Source organism: Actinotalea sp. JY-7885 (assembly GCF_014525465.1).
Lineage (GTDB): Bacteria > Actinomycetota > Actinomycetes > Actinomycetales > Cellulomonadaceae > Actinotalea.
This window is the reverse complement of record NZ_JACEXH010000041.1, coordinates 1-20605: the sequence shown is the minus strand read 5'-3', so window position 1 is coordinate 20605 and position 20605 is coordinate 1. Positions and strand designations below refer to the sequence as shown.

At 73.1% G+C, this 20605-nt stretch carries 18 protein-coding genes; 8 read left to right on the top strand and 10 right to left on the bottom strand.

The annotated features are described in order from the left end of the window. The first annotated feature begins 410 nt into the window (after window positions 1-410). From IDM29_RS05875 to IDM29_RS05845, 7 genes are all read left to right on the top strand, one after another. Entirely contained in the window at window positions 411-1640 is a 1230-nt protein-coding gene (locus IDM29_RS05875; protein ID WP_182113451.1) for a CpaF family protein, read from the top strand. 1 nt (window position 1641) lies between these two features. Continuing rightward, the gene (locus tag IDM29_RS05870) at window positions 1642-2499 is read left to right on the top strand and encodes a type II secretion system F family protein (RefSeq protein ID WP_182113450.1); all 858 of its coding nucleotides are present in this window, start codon (window positions 1642-1644) and stop codon (window positions 2497-2499) included. Continuing rightward, window positions 2496-3428 (top strand): type II secretion system F family protein, encoded by a 933-nt coding sequence (locus tag IDM29_RS05865; RefSeq protein WP_182113449.1) that lies wholly within the window; start codon window positions 2496-2498, stop codon window positions 3426-3428. Before IDM29_RS05870 ends, IDM29_RS05865 begins: the two co-directional genes overlap by 4 nt. A gap of 74 nt (window positions 3429-3502) precedes the next feature. Beyond that, a complete protein-coding gene (locus IDM29_RS05860) occupies window positions 3503-3736 on the top strand; it encodes a hypothetical protein (RefSeq protein WP_182113448.1) in 234 nt (77 codons plus the stop codon). Then, complete coding sequence (locus tag IDM29_RS05855) at window positions 3714-4124, top strand: TadE/TadG family type IV pilus assembly protein (protein ID WP_182113447.1); 411 nt, start codon at window positions 3714-3716, stop codon at window positions 4122-4124. Before IDM29_RS05860 ends, IDM29_RS05855 begins: the two co-directional genes overlap by 23 nt. After that, on the top strand, window positions 4121-4621 hold the full coding sequence (locus IDM29_RS05850) for a pilus assembly protein (protein WP_255491798.1): 501 nt from the start codon (window positions 4121-4123) through the stop codon (window positions 4619-4621). The genes IDM29_RS05855 and IDM29_RS05850 overlap by 4 nt, the downstream gene beginning before the upstream one ends. Further along, entirely contained in the window at window positions 4618-5067 is a 450-nt protein-coding gene (locus tag IDM29_RS05845) for a pilus assembly protein TadG-related protein (protein WP_255491797.1), read from the top strand. The genes IDM29_RS05850 and IDM29_RS05845 overlap by 4 nt, the downstream gene beginning before the upstream one ends. 116 nt (window positions 5068-5183) lie before the next feature. On the opposite strand, the gene IDM29_RS05840 is transcribed toward IDM29_RS05845, so the two are convergent. From IDM29_RS05840 to IDM29_RS05825, 4 genes are all read right to left on the bottom strand, one after another. Continuing rightward, on the bottom strand, window positions 5184-6158 hold the full coding sequence (locus tag IDM29_RS05840; protein ID WP_182113446.1) for a carbohydrate ABC transporter permease: 975 nt from the start codon (window positions 6156-6158) through the stop codon (window positions 5184-5186). Beyond that, window positions 6155-7195 (bottom strand): carbohydrate ABC transporter permease, encoded by a 1041-nt coding sequence (locus tag IDM29_RS05835; protein ID WP_182113445.1) that lies wholly within the window; start codon window positions 7193-7195, stop codon window positions 6155-6157. The genes IDM29_RS05840 and IDM29_RS05835 overlap by 4 nt, the downstream gene beginning before the upstream one ends. Before the next feature lie 158 nt (window positions 7196-7353). Then, window positions 7354-8658, bottom strand: coding sequence for an ABC transporter substrate-binding protein (locus tag IDM29_RS05830; protein WP_182113444.1), 1305 nt, complete (start codon window positions 8656-8658; stop codon window positions 7354-7356). A gap of 208 nt (window positions 8659-8866) precedes the next feature. After that, window positions 8867-11419, bottom strand: a complete 2553-nt coding sequence (locus IDM29_RS05825; RefSeq protein WP_182113443.1) for a glycoside hydrolase family 2 protein — start codon at window positions 11417-11419, stop codon at window positions 8867-8869. 116 nt (window positions 11420-11535) lie between these two features. On the opposite strand from IDM29_RS05825, the gene prfB reads away from it, so the two are divergent. Next, on the top strand, window positions 11536-12648 hold the full coding sequence (prfB, locus tag IDM29_RS05820; RefSeq protein ID WP_182113442.1) for a peptide chain release factor 2: 1113 nt from the start codon (window positions 11536-11538) through the stop codon (window positions 12646-12648). Window positions 12649-12712: 64 nt separating this feature from the next. Here prfB and IDM29_RS05815 read toward each other — a convergent pair whose 3' ends face one another. From IDM29_RS05815 to IDM29_RS05790, 6 genes are all read right to left on the bottom strand, one after another. Continuing rightward, complete coding sequence (locus IDM29_RS05815) at window positions 12713-13672, bottom strand: hypothetical protein (RefSeq protein WP_182113441.1); 960 nt, start codon at window positions 13670-13672, stop codon at window positions 12713-12715. 86 nt (window positions 13673-13758) lie between these two features. After that, entirely contained in the window at window positions 13759-15234 is a 1476-nt protein-coding gene (locus IDM29_RS05810; protein ID WP_182113440.1) for a UDP-glucose/GDP-mannose dehydrogenase family protein, read from the bottom strand. 177 nt (window positions 15235-15411) lie between these two features. Then, a complete protein-coding gene (locus IDM29_RS05805) occupies window positions 15412-16614 on the bottom strand; it encodes a nitrous oxide reductase family maturation protein NosD (protein WP_255491796.1) in 1203 nt (400 codons plus the stop codon). Continuing rightward, window positions 16611-18752, bottom strand: coding sequence for a right-handed parallel beta-helix repeat-containing protein (locus tag IDM29_RS05800; protein WP_182113439.1), 2142 nt, complete (start codon window positions 18750-18752; stop codon window positions 16611-16613). The genes IDM29_RS05805 and IDM29_RS05800 overlap by 4 nt, the downstream gene beginning before the upstream one ends. Next, the gene (locus IDM29_RS05795; RefSeq protein WP_182113438.1) at window positions 18749-20059 is read right to left on the bottom strand and encodes a glycosyltransferase; all 1311 of its coding nucleotides are present in this window, start codon (window positions 20057-20059) and stop codon (window positions 18749-18751) included. The genes IDM29_RS05800 and IDM29_RS05795 overlap by 4 nt, the downstream gene beginning before the upstream one ends. Before the next feature lie 209 nt (window positions 20060-20268). After that, on the bottom strand, window positions 20269-20605 hold a 337-nt coding region (locus tag IDM29_RS05790; protein ID WP_188037293.1), incomplete at its 5' end, for a response regulator transcription factor.

The following is a 20605-nucleotide window of genomic DNA, read 5'->3' as shown; positions in this document are numbered from 1 at the left end:
CCCCGCAGCGGACCGGCCCGCGAGCACCGCGCCGCTCCCGACGGTCCCCGGCGACCCGACCGACCCGCTGCCGGACCCGCCGCCCCCGGGCCGGGGCTCCGCACCCGCCCCCGCACCTCGCAAGCGAACCCCGCGCGCGCGCCCGCCGAGGGATACCCCGCCGGGAGAGTGACCTGGCGGGGACGACGCGACGTCCTGCGTCGCGTCTGACGCCGGAGGGGGCCCTCGACCTCGTCCGCGGCGCCCTCCTCGCCTGACCACCACCCGCCCCGGGTGCCAGGTCGGCGTCCGCGCCGGTCACCCGAACGAGTTGTCCACATGGGGCGATTCGCGGTGGTTCGCTGCCCTATGCTCACCGGCAGCGTCAGGAGCCGCGGCGCGTCAGCCGGGTACGCGGAGCAGGGGGTGCCGTGGAGGGGGTCGCACAGCTCGAGCTCGAGGTCCGCGAGCTCATCCGCCGGCGCGGGATCGACCCGCTGCGCGACACCGCGTCCGTCCGCGCCCTGGTCCGCGACGCGATCGCCGACTACGACGACCGTTCGCTGCGCGGTCACGTCCCGCCCCTGACGGACCCGCACGCCGCGTCCAAGGCCGTCGTCGACGCCGTCGCGGGGCTGGGCCCGCTCCAGCAGTACCTGGACGACGACGAGGTCGAGGAGATCTGGGTCAACTCCCCCGAGCAGGTGTTCGTCGCCCGGCGCGGCGAGCCGGAGCTGACGACGACCATCCTCACGCAGGAGCAGGTGCGTGACCTCGTCGAGCAGATGCTCAAGGTCTCCGGCCGCCGCCTGGACCTGTCGAGCCCGTTCGTCGACGCCGCGCTGCCCGGTGGCGAGCGCCTGCACGTCGTCATCCCGGACGTCACGCGCAGCGCGTGGGCGCTCAACATCCGCAAGTACGTGGTCCGCGCCTCCCACCTGGACGACCTCGTGGCGCTCGGCTCGCTCACCCCCGCGGCCGCGCGGTTCCTCGCGGCCAGCGTGGCCGTCGGCCTCAACGTCCTGGTCTCGGGCGCCACCCAGGCCGGCAAGACGACCATGCTGAACGCGCTGGCCGGCTCCATCCCCGCTCGCGAGCGCGTCATCACCTGCGAGGAGGTGTTCGAGCTCCAGATCGGGCACCGCGACGTCGTCGGGCTCCAGTGCCGCCAGCCCAGCCTCGAGGGCACGGGCGAGATCACGCTGCGCCGCCTGGTCAAGGAGGCGCTGCGCATGCGCCCCAGCCGCATCGTCGTCGGTGAGGTCCGCGAGGCGGAGAGCCTCGACATGCTCATCGCGCTCAACGCCGGCGTGCCGGGGATGTGCACCATCCACGCGAACAGCGCCCGCGAGGCGCTCACCAAGCTGTGCACCCTGCCGCTGCTCGCCGGCGAGAACGTCTCCGGCGCCTTCGTCGTCCCGACGGTGGCGTCCGCCGTCGACCTCGTCGTGCACCTCGACCGGGACGCCCGGGGCCGCCGGCGCGTGCGGGAGGTCGTCGCCGTGCCCGGACGGGTCGAGGCGGGCGTCGTCGAGACCACCGACATCTTCCACACCCGCCACGAGACGCTCGTGCGCGCCGACGGCTTCCCGCCGCACCCCGAGCGGTTCCAGCGCGCGGGGATCGACGTCGTCGCGCTGCTGCGGGACGGGGAGGCCTGACGTGGGCACCGCCGCGGGCCTGCTCCTCGGGGCCGGTCTGTGCCTGCTGCTGTGGGCCTGGACCTCGCCGGCGCCGCAGCGCCGCCGTCGCTCGCGGTGGGGGGCCGAGCTCGCCGATCTCCTCGTCCAGGCGGGGTCGCCCGGCGTGAGCCCGGCGGGCCTGCTGGGGGTGTGCGCCGGGGCCGGCGTGCTCGTGCTCCTGCTCGGGATCGGGCTGACGGGGTCACCGGCGGTCGCGACCTGCTTCGCGGTGATGGCGGCCGCGGCACCGACCGCGCTCGTCCACGCCCGCGCACGACGGCGACGGGCGGCCCTGCGCACGGTGTGGCCCGACGTCGTGGACCATCTCGCGTCCGGCATCCGTGCGGGCCTCTCGCTGCCGGAGGCCCTCGCCCAGCTCGGCGAGCGGGGCCCGGTCCAGCTCCGGCCCGCGTTCCTCGCGTTCGCCGCCGACCACCGCGCCACCGGGCGCTTCGGGGACAGCCTCGACGCGCTCAAGGCCCGGCTCGCGGACCCGGTGGCCGACCGCATCGTCGAGGCGCTGCGCCTGACCCGGGAGGTCGGCGGCACGGACCTCGGACGCCTCCTGCGCACGCTGTCGGCGTTCCTGCGCGAGGAGAGCCGCACGCGGGGCGAGCTCGAGGCGCGGCAGGGCTGGACCGTGAACGCCGCGCGGCTCGCGGTCGCCGCCCCCTGGCTCGTGCTCGCCCTGCTCTCGACCCGTCCGGAGGCGGCGTCGGTCTACGACACACCGGCCGGCGCGGCGGTGCTGGCGCTCGGCGGTGGCTGCACGATCGTGGCGTACCGGCTGATGGTCCGGATTGGGCGCCTGCCCGAGGACGTGCGGGTGCTCCGATGAGCCCCGGTGTGGGCGCCCTGGCCGGGGCCCTGGCGGCGGCCGGCGCGTGGCTGCTCGTCTCGAGCTGGCAGGCGCGGCGCCGTCCGCGGCTGGACGAGCGCCTGGCGCCGTACCTGCGCCTGCCCGCGGGCACGTCGGGCCTCCTCGAGGAGCCGTCGACCCGCTCGCTGTTCCCGGCCCTCGAGCGCCTGCTCTCGCCCGTGATGCACGACGCCGTCCGCCTCGTCGAGCGGCTCGGCTCGACCACGACGGACGTGCGCACCCGACTGCGGCGCGCCGGGCTGACGACGAGCGTCGAGCAGTTCCGCTCCGAGCAGGTGGTCGCCGGTGTCGTGGGCGCGGCCGCCGGGCTCGTCCTCGCGCTCGCCCTGGTCGCCGGACGCGGTCTGCACCCGCTGGCCGGCCTGCTGCTCGTGGTGTGTGCCGCGGTCACCGGCCTCGCCGCCCGGGACCAGGCGCTGAGCCGGCAGGTCCGGCGGCGCGAGGAGCGCATGCTCGCCGAGCTCCCCGCGGTCGCCGAGCTGCTCGCCCTCGCCGTCGGCGCGGGCGACGGCGCCCTCGGGGCGCTGGAGCGCGTGGCGCGCGCGACCCGCGGTGAGCTCTCCGCGGAGCTGCGGGCCGCGCTCGCCGAGACGCGCGCCGGGACCCCGCTGACCGTCGCCCTCGAGCGCATGGCGGACCGGACCGGGCTGGCGAGCCTGTCCCGGTTCGCCGAGGCGGTCGCCGTCGCCGTGGACCGCGGGACGCCGCTGGCGGACGTGCTCCGTGCCCAGGCGCAGGACGTCAGGGAGTCCGGCCGGCGCGCCCTCATGGAGGCCGGCGGCCGCAAGGAGGTCGCGATGATGGTGCCGGTCGTCTTCCTCATCCTGCCCGTGACGGTGGTCTTCGCCGTCTTCCCGGGCCTCGCGGCCCTGCGCCTCGACCTGTGAGGCATCCACCTGTGAGACAGCGCGAGCCCGTCCCCCGTCCGCACGTCCGCACGCCACGACCCACCGGAGGAACCGTGCCGCACCCGCAGAGCCCGTCGACGCCCCACCCGGACCCGCTCACGCCGGCATCGACCGCCGCACCCGGCCCCGCCGACCGCTGGCGCGAGGACCGGGGCGACGTGCCCGGCTGGGTCCTGGTGACGCTCATGACCGCCGGCCTGGTCATCGCCCTCTGGGCGGTCGCGGGACCGGCCCTCGCCGGGGTCTTCGAGGCCGCGATCGAGCGTGTCACGTCGTTCGGCGGCTGATCGGCGGGCCGCGGCGCGCGCGGACGCCGGATCGGCGATCGTCGACTTCGTCCTCGTCGGGGCGCTGACCACCTTCCTGTTCGCGGGGGTGCTGCAGCTGACCCTCGCGCTGCACGTGCGCGCCACGCTCATCGACTGCGCCGCCGAGGGAGCCCGGTACGGCGCGTTGGCCGACCGCACCCCCGAGGACGGGGCCCGGCGCACCCGGGAGCTCGTCGCCCTGTCGCTCGCGCCGGGCGTGGCCCAGGACGTCGTCGCCGAGGCGACGACCGTCGACGGCCTGCCCGTGGTCCGGGTCGAGGTCAGCGCGGCGCTGCCGGTCCTCGGACCGCTCGGGCCGGCGGGCGCGCTCGTCGTCGACGGTCACGCGCTCGAGGAGGCGCCGTGACCTGCCTGCGCGCCGCCCGCGCAGCGGCGGCGAGGTTCCGCACCCGGGTCGGCACGGCCGCGGCCCCGGCCGACGCCGGGAGCGCCGTCGTCGAGTTCCTGGGCGTGGCTCTGCTCCTGCTCGTGCCCACGGTCTACCTCGTGCTCGTCCTCGGGCGACTGCAGTCCGCGGCCTTCGCCGTCGACGGCGGCGCCCGGGAGGCCGTCCGCGCCTTCGTCACCGCTGACGACGACTCCTCCGGCACCCAGCGCGCGCTCGCCGCCGCCGGGCTCGCCCTGGCCGACCAGGGCCTCGACCCCGAGGCCGTCACCACCGGCCTGCGGCTCGCGTGCGGCTCACAGACCTGCCTCGTCCCCGGCACGCGGGTGACGGCCGAGCTGGTCGTCGAGGTGCCCCTGCCCGGCGTGCCGGCGTGGCTGGGCGACGTCGTGCCGCTCGCGGTGGCCGTCACGGCCGACGCCACGGGCGTCGTGGACGAGTTCCGGGACGTCGGATGAGCCGGACGCGCCCGGGCGACGACGACGGCCAGATCATGCTCCTGTCGATCGCCTTCGGCGCGCTCGCGCTCCTCCTCGTGACGGCCGTCGTCGCGGCGTCCGGGGTGCATCTCGAGCGCAAGCGCCTGCTCGCGCTGGCGGACCTCGCCGCCCTGGACGCCGCCGACGCCCTGGACGAGTCGGCCTACTACGCACGCTCCGCCGACGACGACGTCCTGCGCCTGTCGAGCGCGGGCGTTCGCGCGTCGGTCGAGGAGTACCTGACGGCGTCGCCCGCCGCGGTGCGGCTCGAGGGGCTGACCGTGCTGGACGCGAAGTCGCCCGACGGCCGGACCGCCGAGGTCACGCTCGGCGCCGTCGCCCGCCCTGCGCTCGTCAGCTGGGTGACGGCCGCGTGGTCCGACGGGATCGCGCTCACCGCCACCGCGACCGCGCGGGCCGACTGACCTCGCGGCCTCCCGCCGGTGGAGCGCGGACCGGCGGGCCGAGCCCTACGACCCACCCGCACGACGACGGCCGGCCCCCGAGGGGACCGGCCGTCGCGGTGGTCGTGCGGTCGCGGTCAGGCCTTGACCGCGCCCTCCATGATGCCGCGCACGATCTGCTTGCCCGCCACGAACAGCAGCAGGATCAGCGGGACCGTGGCCAGGAAGGACCCGGCGAGCACGATGCGGTACTTGACGTAGTTGCCCGACGCCAGGTTGCTCAGCGCCACGCCGATCGTCTTGTTGTCGCTCGAGCCCAGCGCGATGAGCGCCCACTGGAACTCGTTCCACGTGCCGACGGCCGTGAGGAGACCGAGGACGCCCAGGGCCGGCCGGATGATCGGCAGGACGATGTTCCAGTACACGCGGAACGTCGAGGCCCCGTCGACGCGGGCCGACTCGATGAGTTCGTCGGGGACCGAGTCCTGGATGAACTGGCGCATGTAGAACACGCCGAAGGCGCTCACGAGACCCGGGACGATGACCGAGATCAGCTCCCCCTGCCAGCCGAGCTTGGCGATGATGATGTAGAGCGCGACGATGCCCAGCTGGTTCGGGATGGTCAGCGTCAGGATGACGACGACCATGAGCGCGTCACGGCCCTTGAAGCGCAGCTTGGCGAACGCGAAGCCCGCCAGGGAGCAGAAGAACAGCAGCGACGCCGTGACGATGACCGTGACGATGATGCTGTTGACGAACGAGTCGGCGAACCGCGCGTTCTCGTACGACCGCCCCTGCTCGCTGATGTTGCCCAGCACGACCCCGACGTTGTGCAGGAAGTTGTCGCCCGGGATCAGTCCCTCGTACGCGGGGCGTGCGAGGTCGGCGTCGGTACCCGTCGCGACGACGAACATCCAGTAGACGGGGAACGCCGAGACGATGATCGCGAGGACGAGGAACACGTAGTTCCACGCGCTCGCGGCCGTGTCCTGCGGCGAGCGGCCCAGCAGCGCCGCCTTGCGACGCGTCGGCGCGGGCGTGCCGGCGACGGTCGTGGGGCCGACGGCCCCGACGGTGCGGACCCCGAGGGTCGACGGTCCGGTGGCGGTCATCGCTTGCCTCCGAGGCGGTTCGTGAGGAGGGCGTTGAGGCCGGCGATGACGATGATGATGAGGAACAGGCCCCACGACATCGCGGCGGCGTAGCCGAGGTTCAGCTGCTTCCAGCCGGTGTAGTAGATGAGCTGGGCGACGGTCTGCCACTGGCCGCGCGTGCCGCCGGTCGCGGCCTGTGCGTTCTGCTCGAAGAGCATCGGCTCGGTGAAGAGCTGGAGCCCGCCGATCGTCGACAGCACGACCGTGAACAGCACCATCGGGCGGATCATGGGGACGGTGATGCGCCACAGCTGCTTCCAGGCCCCGGCGCCGTCGAGCGCGGCCGCCTCGTACACGTCCTTCGGGATGGACTGCATCGCCGACAGGTAGAGCAGGGCGTTGTAGCCGACCCACTTCCAGTTGACCATGATGGCGATCGCGGCCCAGGAGGTCGCCTTCGAGGAACGCCAGTCGAAGCCCTGGATCACCTGTCCGCCGCCGAGCTCGCTCTCGACGCCGAGCACGCCGAAGAACCAGTTCGCCAGGCCGTGGTCCTTGGCGAAGATCGACGCGAACACCAGCGTCGAGGCCACGATCGGCGTCACGTAGGGCAGCAGGATGCCGACCCGGAAGACCGACTGGGCGCGCAGCTTGCGGTTGAGCAGGGCCGCGATGACGAGCGCGAGGAACAGCTGCGGCACGGTCGAGAGGATGAAGATCCCGAAGGTGTTGCCGAGCGCGTTCCAGAACTTCTCGTCGCCGATCAGGCGCTCGAAGTTGGCGAAGCCGGCCCAGCCGTCGTTCGCCGGGTCGATCAGGCTCCAGTTCCGGAACGCGACCACGCCGTTGTAGAGCAGCGGGAAGAGGCCGAACACGGCGAAGAGGATGAAGAAGGGCGAGATCAGCAGGTAGGGCACGACCTTGTGGTCGAACCTCCCCCAGAAGCGGTGCCAGGAACTGCCCTCCTGGGGCGGCTGCACCGGACGGCTGCTACGGCTCTCGCTCCCGGTGCGCGGTGCGACGGCCGTCGCCCCTGCGCCACTGGTGGCGGACATGGAACCTCCTGAGGGGACCGGTCGAGGCACCGGCGCTGGCGGACTGTGGACGCGAGCGGCCCCGATCGGGACCGGCCGCGGCGCTGGGCGGGGCGGGCTCGACGCCCACCCCGCCCAGCGTGCTGCGGGTCAGCAGGTTCGCTGACGCGCGGGCTGGTTCAGCCCTGCGAGGCCGCCTCCGCCTCCGCGACAGCCCGGTCCCACGCCTCGGCACCGGTCTGGATGTTGCCCGCCTGGATGTCGTTCAGGACGTTCTCCACGGCGACGCGGACGGGCCCGTTGCGCTTGCCCAGGTACTGCGGCTCGAGCGCGAGCGCGGTGGCCGAGAAGATCTGGCCGGTCGGCGCGCCGTTGAAGAACTCGTCCGTACGCTCCTGGATCTTCGGGTCGTCGTAGAGCGCCGGCTGCGACGGGAGGTTGCCGACCTGCTCGAAGACGGCGATCTGCTGCTCGGGCTCGAGGAGCCACGTCATCAGCTTGTAGGCCTCCTCGTGGTTCTCACCCTGCGCGGGCAGCGTGAGGAACGAGCCGCCCCAGTTGCCGCCGCCGCCGGGGATGGCCGCGATGTCCCACAGGCCCTCCTTGTCCGGCGCCTGGTTGCGGATGTGGCCCGTCATCCAGGCCGGGCAGCCGAGCACGGCGAACGCGTCGTTGGCGAAGCCCGCGTTCCACTCGTCCGACCACGCCGCGATGTTGGCCGACAGGCCCGCGTCGATGATCTCCTCGGTGAGCTCGAACGCCGCCTTCGGGCCGGGCTCCATCATGAGCTCCTCGTCCTCGGAGAAGAAGTTGTTCTCCTGCTGGGCGAGGATCGGGTTGAACACCTGGGTGGCGTTGTCGACGAACTTCTTGCCCGAGTTGGCGACGTACGTCTCGCCGGCGGCGATGAAGCCGTCCCAGCCCTCGTCGTCCCACAGCGCGGAGACCTCGGCGCGGTCCGACGGGAGGCCGGCCGCCGCGAACAGGTCGTGGCGGTAGCACATGGCCTGGCCGCCGACGTCCGTGCCCAGGCCGATCTGGGTCGCGCCGTCCGGGGAGAGCGACTGCTGCCACTTCCACGGCAGGTAGCGGTCCTCGAGGTCGGCGGCGCCGAAGTCGTTGAGGTTGACGAACTTGTCGGCCTGCTCGCGGAACTGGACGACGAAGCCCTCGTCGATCGCGGCGATGTCCGCGGCGCCGGAGCCCGCGATGAGCTGCTGCTGCAGCGCCTCGTGCTGGGCGTTGAACTCGCCCTCGACGAGGTTGACGGTGACGCCCTCGTTCTCCTGCTCGTACTGGTCGACGAGGTCGGCGAAGCCCATGTCGCCCCAGAAGTGGATGGAGAGCTCGACCGTGTCCGAGTCGCCCTCACCCTCTCCACCCTCGCCGGGCTCCTCGCCGCCGCCGCTGCACGCGGTGAGGAGGAGGGCGGATGCTGCGCCGAGTGCGAGGAAGCTCGCCGGCCGGGATCGAGACCACTTCATGCCATATCCCCTTTGAAGGCTGTGGGTGCGCTCCCACGTTGGAGCGTTCCCACAATGTAGCGGCGGTCATCTTCGCCCCGACACGGGACGCCGGTCACGACTTGGTTACGATCGACTTGGGGACGAACTCGCGTGCTCAGACGCGGGTGAGGCCGGTGGTCGCGCGACCACCGGCCTCACCCGTCCGGACGCAGGGCGCCCGCGCGCCTCACACCGTGCGGGCGCCTCCGACCAGCGCGTTGGCGGTCCGCAGGACCTCCGGCGACGCGAGGCGCGCCCAGTCGGCGTCGGCCGGACCGCGCACGCCCAGGACGACCTCCTGACCCGCCAGCAGGGTGACGAGCTGGTCGTCGACCCGCGCGTCGGGGTGGACCTTGTCCACCAGGAGCGCGAGGTCCCGGACGAACGAGCGCGCTCGCACCCGCACCGTGGCCCCGCCCGGCCCCGGCTGCACCGCGACCTCGACCGGCTCGGGGTCCAGCGCCAGGTCCTTGTCCTCGGCCCAGGTGTGCACCGCCTGCGCCACGACCGCAGCGGCCGGGCCCGCCGCCGGCGCCTCCTGCGGCGTGGCGCGCACGGCCAGCAGCTCGCGGCTCTCGTCACCGACGGCGAGCACGTCGTCGGGCAGCGCGACCGCCACGGCGCTGCGCGGAGCCACGACCAGGGGGCCGTCGGCGGCCGCCAGCACCTCCCCCGAGAAGGTCGTGCGCGCGCTCTTCAGCGTCGTCTCCCACGGCTGGTCCGTGTCGTTGACCGCCACGACCACGAGCCGGCCGTCCCGCGGCTGGACCGTGAGCAGGCGGTCGGCGTACGCCGCCCGCAGCGCGTACCAGAGCGGCTTGGGCCGCTCGTCGCCGTCGACGGCCGCCCAGGACGTGACCGGCCAGCAGTCGTTGAGCTGCCACACGACGCTGCCCGCCGTGCGCGGCCACCACGAGCGGTAGTGCTCGACGGCGTACCGGACCGCACGCGCCTGGTTGAGCGACGTCGCCCAGTGCCAGTCCTCGAAGTCCTCCGGGACGGGCAGGTGCGGCTCGAGGCCGCGGTTCAGCTTGCCGTTGCCGTCCTCGGCCTTCTGGTGGAGCAGGAACGCCTCGGACTCCTGGCTCAGCGCGTCGGCGGGGACGGACCGGGTGAGAGTCGCCCACGTGGCCGGGCCCTGCCAGCCGAACTCCGAGCAGAACCGCGGCACGTCGTCGCGGTAGTGGACGTAGTCGCGCCGGTTCCAGCACTCCCACTCGTGGTGCGTGCCGTGGTCGGGGTGGTTGGGGTGCGTCCCGGTGTCGGTCGAGCCCGGCGTGAACGGGCTGTTGAGCGAGTACGGCCGCGTCGGGTCCAGCTCGGCCAGCACGGCCGGGAACAGGTCCGCGTAGTAGCCGAGACCCCAGGTGCGGCCCTCGAGCTGCTCCGGCCAGCCCCAGTCCCAGTAGCCCCAGACGTTCTCGTTGGCGCCGTTCCAGATCACGAGCGACGGGTGGTGCATGAGGCGGACGACGTTCTCGCGCGCCTCGGCCTCGACCTCGCCGCGGATCGGCTCCTCCTCGGCGTACGACGAGCACGCGAAGAGGAAGTCCTGCCACACGAGCACGCCCGCCTCGTCGCACAGCTCGTAGAAGTCGTGGTCCTCGTAGATCCCGCCGCCCCAGATGCGCAGCAGGTTCATGTTGGCGTCCGTCGCCTGGGCGATGCGCCGCGCGTACCGGTCCCGGTCGATGCGCGTGAGGAAGTGGTCGTCGGGAATCCAGTTGGCGCCCTTGACGAAGACCGGCCGGCCGTTGACGACGAGCGTGAAGGGCGTGCCGTGCTCGTCCGGCGTCTGGTCGACCTCGACCGTGCGGAAGCCGATGCGCCGCTCCACGCGCGCCAGCACCTCGCCACCCGGGCGCGCCACCTCGACCACGAGGTCGTGCAGCGGCTGCTGCCCGTAGCCCCGCGGCCACCACAGGTCCACGTCGGGCACCGTGAGCTCGACGACGCCGTCCGTGCTCCCCGCGGGCACGACGACCTCCGCGCGCTGCCCGGCGACCTCGGCGCTCAGGACGAGGTCGACGTCGTCGTCGCCCAGGCCCGAGCGCTCGACGGTGGCGTACACGACCACGCGGCCCGTGGCGCCGTCGACGGTGACGAGCGGGCGGACCTGCGCGAGGCGCGCCACGCGCCACCGCTCGAGCCCGATCGGCCGCCAGATGCCGGCCGTCTGCAGGTCCGGGCCCCAGTCCCAGCCGAAGGAGCACGCCATCTTGCGGACCATGTTGAACGGGTGGTCGTACACGTGGTCGCGGCGTCCGAGCTGCCGCTCGACCTCCTCGGCGTGCTCGAGCGCGGAGCGGAAGGACACGGTGAGCGCGTTCTCGCCGTCGGCCAGCAGCGAGCGCACGTCCACGCGGTAGCTGCGGTGCATGTTGGCGGTGCGGGCGACCTCGGTGCCGTTGAGCTCCACGGTCGCGACCGTGTCGAGCCCGTGGGCGACCAGGTCGACGCGCTCGTCGTCCGCCGGCGCCGTGGCCGCGAACGCCGTCGTGTAGCGCCAGTCGGTGCGGTGCGCCCAGACGAGCGCGCTCTCGTTGCGGTCCAGGTACGGGTCGGGGATGAGCCCGGCGGCGAGGAGGTCGGTGTGCGCGCTGCCCGGGACCGTGGCGGGCACGGACCTGTCGCGCAGCTCGGCGGGCACGGGGCCGCCGACGGCCTGCAGGGACCAGCCGTCGTGCAGCGGCTCGGTGGCGGGCACGACCGTCCCGGGGACGTGGGTGGAGGCAGTCATCTCGCTCGTCTTCGGCTCGGGGGCGGCCGCGTGGCCGGGGCTTCGTCGCCCGCCGAGGATCCTAGGGTCGGGCGTCCGCATCGCGCCGCTCCCGCGCTCGACTAGCCTGGACGGTCGTGGCAGCCACCGACTTCACCTCCGAGATCGCCGCCCTGCGCTCGACGCTCGGCACCATCCGCGCCGTGACCGACCCCGAGCGCCTGCGCGCCCGCATCGCCGACCTGTCGGAGAAGGCGTCCGCGCCGGACCTGTGGGACGACGCCGACGCCGCCCAGAAGGTCACGTCCGCCCTCTCGCACGCGCAGTCGGAGCTCGACCGCATCGCGGAGCTCGAGCAGCGCCTCGAGGACCTCGAGACGCTCGTGGAGATGGCGCAGGAGGAGGACGACGCCGACACGCTCGCCGACGCCGAGTCCGAGCTGGCCGGCCTGCGCCGGGACCTCGGTGCGCTCGAGGTGCGCACCCTCCTCAACGGCGAGTACGACTCGCGCGAGGCCGTCGTGACCATCCGCGCGGGAGCCGGCGGCGTCGACGCCGCCGACTTCGCCGAGATGCTGCTGCGCATGTACCTGCGCTGGGCCGAGCGCCACGGGTACCCGACCGCTGTGCTCGACACGTCCTACGCCGAGGAGGCCGGCCTGAAGTCCGCGACCTTCGAGGTCAAGGTGCCCTACGCGTTCGGCAACCTGTCGGTCGAGGCCGGGACGCACCGCCTCGTGCGCATCTCCCCGTTCGACAACCAGGGGCGCCGCCAGACGTCGTTCGCCGCGGTCGAGGTGGTCCCGCTCATCGAGCAGACCGACCACATCGACATCCCCGAGAACGAGCTCAAGGTCGACGTGTTCCGCTCGTCCGGGCCGGGTGGGCAGTCGGTCAACACGACGGACTCCGCCGTGCGCCTGACCCACCTGCCCACCGGCACCGTGGTGTCGATGCAGAACGAGAAGAGCCAGATCCAGAACCGGGCCGCCGCGCTGCGCGTGCTCCAGTCGCGCCTGCTCCTCCTGCGCCAGGCGCAGGAGAAGGCCACCCAGAAGGAGCTCGCGGGCGACATCAAGGCGAGCTGGGGCGACCAGATGCGCTCCTACGTCCTGCAGCCGTACCAGATGGTCAAGGACCTGCGGACCGAGCACGAGGTCGGCAACCCCTCCGCGGTGTTCGACGGCGACATCGACGACTTCATCGAGGCCGGCATCCGGTGGCGGCGCAGCGGCGGTGCCGACGCCTGACGCGGGGTTCGCGCCGCGCGCGAGGATCGGACAGCGCCTGTCGGCACCCCCGCGGGCCACGGGCTCACCCGCGCGCCTCCAGCTCGACCCGCGTGGTGCCGTCGCTCTCGGTGCTGGCCGAGAGCATGCCGCTCGTCGCCGCCCCGGGGTACTCGAAGTCGGAGGTCATCCGGTACTGGTTCACCTGGACGGGTTCGAACGTCAGGTGGCCGAACGTCGCCTGCGCGGCCGTGACGGCCCGGGGCACGTCCTGTCCCGGCGCCGACCACGCGACCATGACCATCGGCGGCTGGTCACGGACGAGCGTGAGCCGCGCGAACCTGAGCTGCCAGTCCTGCGGGCGAGCGCCCTCGGTCAGGCGCGAGACGAGGGCGCGGACCCGCTCCTCGGACAGGTCAGGGCGTGCGGCGTCACGGCGGGGTAGGTCCTGGACGTGGAGCATGCTGCCGTCGGCTTCGGCGACGACGTCGACGGAGGCCGCCGAGCTGCCCGCCGCCCCCAGGACGAGCGTGACCGTCCGGCGGCCGTCGTCCTCATCGGTGCCCTCGATCACGTCGAGCACGGTCGAGCCGCGCGGCGGGCTCGCCACCTGCTGGGCGACGAGGGCGTCCACCGCCTCCGGCGTCGCCACCTTCAGGTCCGTCTCGATGCGGTCGAGCCGCTCGCTGCCGTCCGCCGCGAAGAACAGGCCGACGGTCAGCGAGCGCCATGTCCCTGCGGCCGGCAGCGTGACACCCTCCAGCTGGCCCGCCCAGGCGATCAGCTCGGCCGCCGACCACGCCGCGACCTCGTCCCCCGTGGGCAGGAGGGCGTCGAGCTGGGACGACGGGGCCCCGGAGGGTCCGTGCGCCGACGCCTCCGGTGGCGGGTCGGCGAAGACCGGCGCGCCAGGGATGTCGACAGGATCGACGCCGGTGGGGGTCGAACCGCGCCCGGCGACCAACGCGGGCGGCCGGTCGGACGCCGTCGGGACGGGCTCGGCGGGTCGGCCGCAGGCGGCGAGGAGGATCAGGACGAGCGCCACGGCGGTGGTGGCACCGGCCTGCGTGCCACCACCGCCTCGGACGCCGCGCGTGCGGCGCCCCGGCCCGGACCCGGGCCCCTGGTCGCTCAACGGAGGGCGTCGACCGCAGGTCGCCGCAGCAGCTGCGCAGCGAGGTCCATCCGGCTCGACAGGTCGAGGCTGTCGGCCGCCGCCGTCGCCAGCTCCACGGTGGCCGGTGTGGCCGGCCGGCCGAGCGCCCGGTACTCCCATCCGGCGGCGCGGTAGGCATCGGCGTCGAGCGCGTGACGCCCGTCGACGACCCGCCGCTGCGCGACGAGCCAGCCCATCATCTCCGGGTCGGCGTGGCGGAACTGCTCCCACTCGGTGAGGAGCACCACCACGTCGGCGCCCTGCACGGCCGCCGGCAGCGAGTCCGCGTAGCTGAGATCCGGATAGGCACGGCGGGCGTTGGCCATCGCCTGCGGGTCGTACACCCGGACCGCGGCACCCTCCTGGTGCAGCATTCGCGCGACGTCCAGGGCCGGGGCGTCACGGATGTCGTCGGAGTTGGGCTTGAAGGCCGCCCCGAGCGCGGCGACCTTCACCCCGGTGAGGCTTCCGCCGGAGATCTCGCGGACCAGGTCGACCGTGCGCCGACGTCGACGGACGTTGATGGCGTCGACCTCGTGCAGGAAGGACACCGCCTGACCGACCCCGAGCTCCGCGGCCCGGGCGGCGAAGGCACGGATGTCCTTGGGCAGGCAGCCGCCACCGAAGCCCAGCCCGGGCTTGAGGAAGCGGCCGCCGATGCGCTCGTCGTAGGACAGCGCCCGGGCCAGGAGGTTGACGTCGGCCCCGGTGACCTCGCAGACCTCCGCCATGGCGTTGATGTAGGAGATCTTCGTGGCGAGGAACGAGTTCGCCGCGACCTTGACGAGCTCCGCCGTGGCGAGATCGCACTGCACGACGGGCGTGCCCCGGTCGACCACGGGCGCGAAGGCCGCGGCGAGCTGGGCCGCGGCCCACGGGGACTCCACGCCGAAGACCATGCGGTCCGGCTGCAGGGTGTCCGCGACGGCGTACCCCTCGCGCAGGAACTCCGGGTTCCACGCCAGCTCGACGGCGGTGCCGGCGGGGGCGACGGCATGGATGCGGTCGCGCAGCTGGGCGGCGGTGCCGATCGGCACCGTCGACTTGCCGACGACGAGCGCCCGGCGGCGCAGGTTCACCGCGAGGGACTCGACGGCGGCGTGGACGTAGGACAGGTCCGCGGCCGGTGAGCCCTTCGCCTGCGGGGTGCCGACGCAGATGAAGTGGACGTCACCGAACTCGGCGGCCTCGGCGAAGTCCTGCGTGAAGCGCAGGCGGCCGCTGGCGAGCGCGTCCTTCAGCAGCTCCGGCAGCCCGGGCTCGAAGAAGGGGACCTCACCGTTGTTGAGCGCCTCGATCTTGCGGGGGTCGACGTCGACGCCCAGGACGTCGTACCCGACGGCCGCCATGCAGACGGCATGGGTCGCGCCCAGGTAGCCGGTGCCGATGACGGTGAGGCGGGGATGCAGGACGACGGCCGGCTGCCCGGCAGGGGTGGCGATCGTGCTCATGGATCCTCCTGAGGGTGTGGCGGACCCGCCGTGCGGCGTCGCCGACGGTTGCTGGTGGTGTGTGGGGTCCGGTGGTGTGTGGGGTCCGGTGGTGTGTGGGTCCGGTGGCGTGGTGCTGGTCGTGGGTGGAGCAGCGGTTGTCGGTAGGGCCCGACGGCGCTCAGCAGGCGTGGGGCGTCATACGCATCGCTCGTTCGAGAGCTCTCCGATGTCGCCGAGCAACCGGTTGGAGCAGCGGGCGACGTTGTCGTTCGCCGGGCGCATCGCGACCAGGAAGCCCTCCGGGTCGTCCAGGGAGCCCTCGTTGTCGAGGAACTCGTTCTGCTCGCCCCAACCCTCGTAGACGTCGTGCGTCTGGAAGCCGTCCATCGGGGTCCCGTGACCCACGTTGTCCCGGATCGTCCAGTCGTTGCCCTTGACGTCGACCCACGAGTCCGCGCCGGTGATGGTCGAGCCGTCGAACTGGTTGCCCTCGACGAGCCCGTCGCTCGTGCCCTCCTTGATGTCGACGCTCTCGCTCGTGCCGGCGTAGACCGCGTTGCCGATGACCTGGTTGCGGTCGCTCAGGTCCGGGTCGCAGTCGGTGATCCGGCACCAGTTGCTGTTCGCGGTGCCCACGTAGACGCCTTCGCCGAACTTCTCCCGGCGCCGACCGGTGTCGCTGATCGTGTTGTGCGCGACCAGGTTGTCCGTGCTGTGGGCCCGCAGGTGGATCCCCTCGTCACCGATGCCGTAGACGGTGAGCCCACTGATGGTGGTCCCGGTCGTGCCGTCCGCCATCACGCCCTTCTGGCCGTTGCGCACGGTGAAACCGCTGAGCACCCAGTGCTGCGCACCGTCCAGGTGAAGGACGTACCCGCCGCGCTGGTTGTCGCCGTCGAGGACGGCGTCCGCCTCCCCGCACAGACGCGCCGGCGCGTCGGCGGTGCCGGACGCCGTCGTGACGAACTTGCCGATGTAGACGCCGGGCGCCAGACCGATGACGGTGCCGGGGCCCGCGTCGTCCAGAGCGTCCTGCAGCTCGTCCGCGTCCGAGACCCGGACCGTCGGCGTCGGGCACAGCCCGTCGTCGGGGCTCGGCCTCGTCATCCACTCCGGGAACGGGGAGGGCTCGGAGAGCAGCTCGGGGCCGCGGCGGCGACCCCGGTCGCCGTCCTCGTCATCCTCGTCGTCGCTGGGCTCGGGCGACGGCGAGACCGGCTCGCCCTCCTCGCCCAGCACCGGCGCACCGCCGGGGCTCTCCTCCGGCTCGATCGGCGCCGACGTCGCCTCCGGACGTGCGTCGTCCGACGGCGGCGGCTCGGGTGCCGGGGAGGTGCAGCCCGCTGCCAGGACCACGAGCGACCCCGCGAGCAGCCGCAGCGCGCGGCCCCGGGTCACTGTCCGCCCCGCTCGGCATCGACGAGCTCGCGCCCGCCGCGCGCGTGCTTCCCGCCGTCGCCCGGCGGGTCCTCGGCCCTGCCGAGGTCCACGGGTGCCTCGACGAGGTCGGCCATCTTGGCCTGCTCCTGGTAGGGGTGGCGCCGTTCGCGCCGTTGGCGAGCCCCCTTGACCGCGGTGCTGATGACGATGAGCCCCAGCGCGAGCCACATGAGGGTCAGCGGCTGCAGCGTGTTGCGCACGGCGGTCCAGAAGGGCTTCGTGCTCTCCCAGTCGGACAGGTCGTTCTCGCCCACGGTCGCACCCTCGGCGCGCTTGACGTCCACCGCGCTGGGGCCACGCCCCGAGACGGTGTTCGCCTCGACGAGCGTCCCCGGTGTGAGGCCGATGGCGGTCACGGCGTGGTTCGTCAGACCGTCCAAGGTGTTCCGCACGACGGTGGCGGAGGAGTCCCGGACGTACACCCCGGTCGGGCTGTCCGAGATGATGTTGCCGGTAATCTCGACGTCCGTGGCAGCGTCACGCAGGGCCACGGCGTGCCGGACGTTGTCCTCGAAGTGGTTGCCGACGAGCGTGATGTCGGAGGCGCCCTCGCGGACGACGATCCCCATGTCGTTCGCCGTCACGTCGTTGGAGTTCAGGCTGATGTTCCGGCCGCCGATGATCTCGATCCCGTACCGGGCGTTCTCGTCGGCGCTGCTGTTGCTCACGGAGTTGTTGCCGTAGTCGCCCACCGGCATCCCGGTCGCGCTCGGCCCGTTCGCCAGGGCGCTGCCGCGGATGACGATCCCACTGCCGCTGTTGCGGCGCGCGGAGACCTCGCTCAGCACGATGCCGGTGGTCGCGCGGGCGAGCACGAACCCGTGGCCGGCGTTGTCCTCCGAGACCGTGTCGGTGACGGCCGCGTTGACCACGTACCGGTGCATCGTCAGGCCGTCCACGAGGCTCCCGGTGATGGTCGAGCCGGAGATGTCGACGCCGTTGGCGCTCGAGATGAAGAGGCCGAAGGCGTTCCCGTCGAAGGTCACGTCCTCCACCTTCGCGGAGACGTAGCTGTACTCCGGGTCCTCGTCGTCCGTGTACGGCACCGGCAAGGTGCCCGCGGGCAGCAGGCCCTCGACCGGGGACCCGGCGGTGGCGTCCTGGAGCACCTCGCCGCGCGGCACGGCCGGGTCCACCACGGTCGGGTCCACCACGGCCGGGTCCACCACGGTCGGGTCCACCACCGTCGGGTTGGCGTCCGGCACCGTCCCGAAGGGGACGTCGAGGCCGCTGGCGGCGTTGTTGGAGGCGACCGCGTCACCGAGGTCACGTCCGTACTCCTCCAGCGCGCCCTCGCTGGGACGGTCGACGCCCGTCAGGGCGACCCCGCCCGTGCGACCGCTCCAGAACCCGAGGTGGCTGAAGGTGGTGCCCTCGAGGGTCACCTTGCCGCCGACGGAGCGCACGTACGCGCGGCCGTCCTGCGTGGTCTCGTCCTCGGTCCCGGAGTCGCGGTTCCAGCTCGTCAGCGTGACGGGGGACGCGGCCGTGCCGACGATCTCGAGCTCGCCGCCCATGTTCACGATCGAGACGAAGCGGTCCGTGTCGCTCGCCATCCGGATGGTCAGCGGCCCCGTGTTGCTCATCACGAGCCGGGCTCCGGGCTGCACGACGATGTTCTCCGAGAGCAGGTAGGCGCCGTCCGGTTCACGGACGAACGTCTGGGGTGCGAGCTCCAGGAGGTCGGACAGCGTGTACGGCTCGCTGCGCCGGGTGAGCACGAGCGTGTAGGCCGAGCCGGTGCTGAGGCGGTACGCGCCGAACACCGGGAGCTTGCCCCACTGGATCATCCGGCCGACCGTCTGGACGTCCGCCAACCGGTCCTCCTCGTCAGCGACCAGCGAAGGCTCCGTCACCGGGTTGCCGGGGTAGGCAGAGCCGAGGACCGTCGCGGCGTCGTCGTCCGCCGCGGCGCGGTCGGTCGCGGCCTCGCGGGCGGACTCCTCGGCCGCCGGCGACCCGCCGCCCCCCGGGTCCGCGCTCTCGCTCGCGGAGGCCGGCGCGGCGGTGCAGGCGAGCGCGACGGCGAGCGCGACGACGGTCGCGGCGCGACAGGCGGGTCGTGACGAGGGCCGGGGCACGCGGCGGCGGCTCATGCGGGGACCTTCTCCGCCTCGCGAGCCGTCACGGGAACGGCGGGGGCCTGCAGGACGGACGCCTCGCGGCGCATCGTGCTCGCCGTCTGGCCGTCGCCGCCCATCTGGTCGGCGTGCCGGGTCAGCCAGCCCTGCTTGTTCATGGTGACGAAGGCGTAGAGCTTGATCGGCAACGCCACCATGATCACGATCAGCGCGAGGAGCGGCAGCAGGAGGATCTCCCCGGGGTGCTTCCTCAGGTGCGACCAGCCGCGGATACCGCGGCCGAGCAGCACCCAGCCCACGGCGAGAGCGATGCTCACGGGCGTCGCCTCGAGGCGGGCGAAGACCAGGTAGCCGAGCGTCAGGCCCATCGTGACCGGGGTGAGGAGGATCTGCAGCACGGTGATCTTCGTGACGAACGGCACCTGCCACAACCACCCCTTGTAGATCGCCGTCAGGTAGCAGCGGTAGGAGTTCCGGCTCCACCGGACGCGCTGCTTGACGAAGGCCCGGAACGACGCGGGGAACATGGACAGCGCCCGTGCTGTCGACTGGTGCACCGTCGTGTACCCGGACGCCAGGACGAGCCACGTCAGGCGCCCGTCGTCACCGGCGATGCACCGTCGGCCGAGGAAGAACTCGTCCTCGAGGTTCGCGATCACGGGCTCGACGGCCGCGCGGCGGTAGGCCGCCGTGCGCCCGGACAGGCAGGCGACGGCGCCGGCGGCGCCCATCGCCGGGACGTAGTCGTAGTAGCGCAGGTCGACCAGCCAGTCGGCGATGCGGCGCCACACGCTCGAGCCGCGCTCGTAGACGTTCTGCTGGGTGCTGACCCCGCCCACGCCGGGGTCCACGAACGGCATCTGGACGGCCTCGAGCAGGCCGGGGCGCCATGAGGTGTCCGAGTCCACGAGGACGAGCAGCTCGCTGGTGGCCAGACGCATCCCGACGCCGAGGGCCGACCGCTTGCCTGCGTGCCGGAACATCACGGCGCGGACCCGGGGGTCCCCGAGCGCCACGATCCGCTGCTGCGCCTCGGTGTCGGCGAGGTCGAGCACGATGATGACCTCGGTGGGCTCCTGCGACAGCCAGCTGTGCAAGCAGCGCATGAGGATGTCCGGGTCCTCGTGGAAGGACGGGACGACGACCGAGGTCGTGGTGCGGAAGTCGTTGACGACCGGGCTGGCACGGCGCGACAGGATCACGCGGTAGAGCCACAGGCTCCACACGACGATGCCGGCAGCGGCGAGCGGGAACGCAGCCCAGAGCTGTTCGGCGGAGATCTCACCGATCCTCAGATCGGTGAAGAAGGAGTCGAGCGGCATGGGGTCTGTCCTCCCGTCGGGGGCGGTACGTCGGTCCGCGTCGACCTGCATGACGTCGTGCTCCGACGTTAGGGGGCGTGGCGTTCTGTCCGATATGGGGCACTACACCTGTTTCATCGCCGTCACACCTGTGTTCCCACCGCGTCGAGCCGGGATCGCACGCACCCGTTAGCCCGAACGGGTGAGGTGGGCCGGGCGCGGCCTGCGTGTCAGCCGAGGAGGGCGGCGAGCTCGGACCGGCTCGCGACGCCGAGCTTGGCGTAGATGCGCGAGACGTGGCCCTCGACCGTGCGAACCGAGAGGTGCAGCGCCCTCGCCACCTCGTGGTTGTCGAGCCCCTGGGTGACCAGGGCGGCGATCTGCGACTCCCTGACCGTCAGGTGGTGAGCTCCGGAGAGGCCGGCGCGCCGGCTGCGCGCCCCGATGCGCGCCTGCACCGCGCGGGCTTCCCGCGCCAGCTCCGTGTCGTCACGGCGCACGGCGGCCGCGAGGGCCAGGGCCGCGACGCTCCGCGCGACACCCCGCCGTCCGCACTCCTCGGCGTCC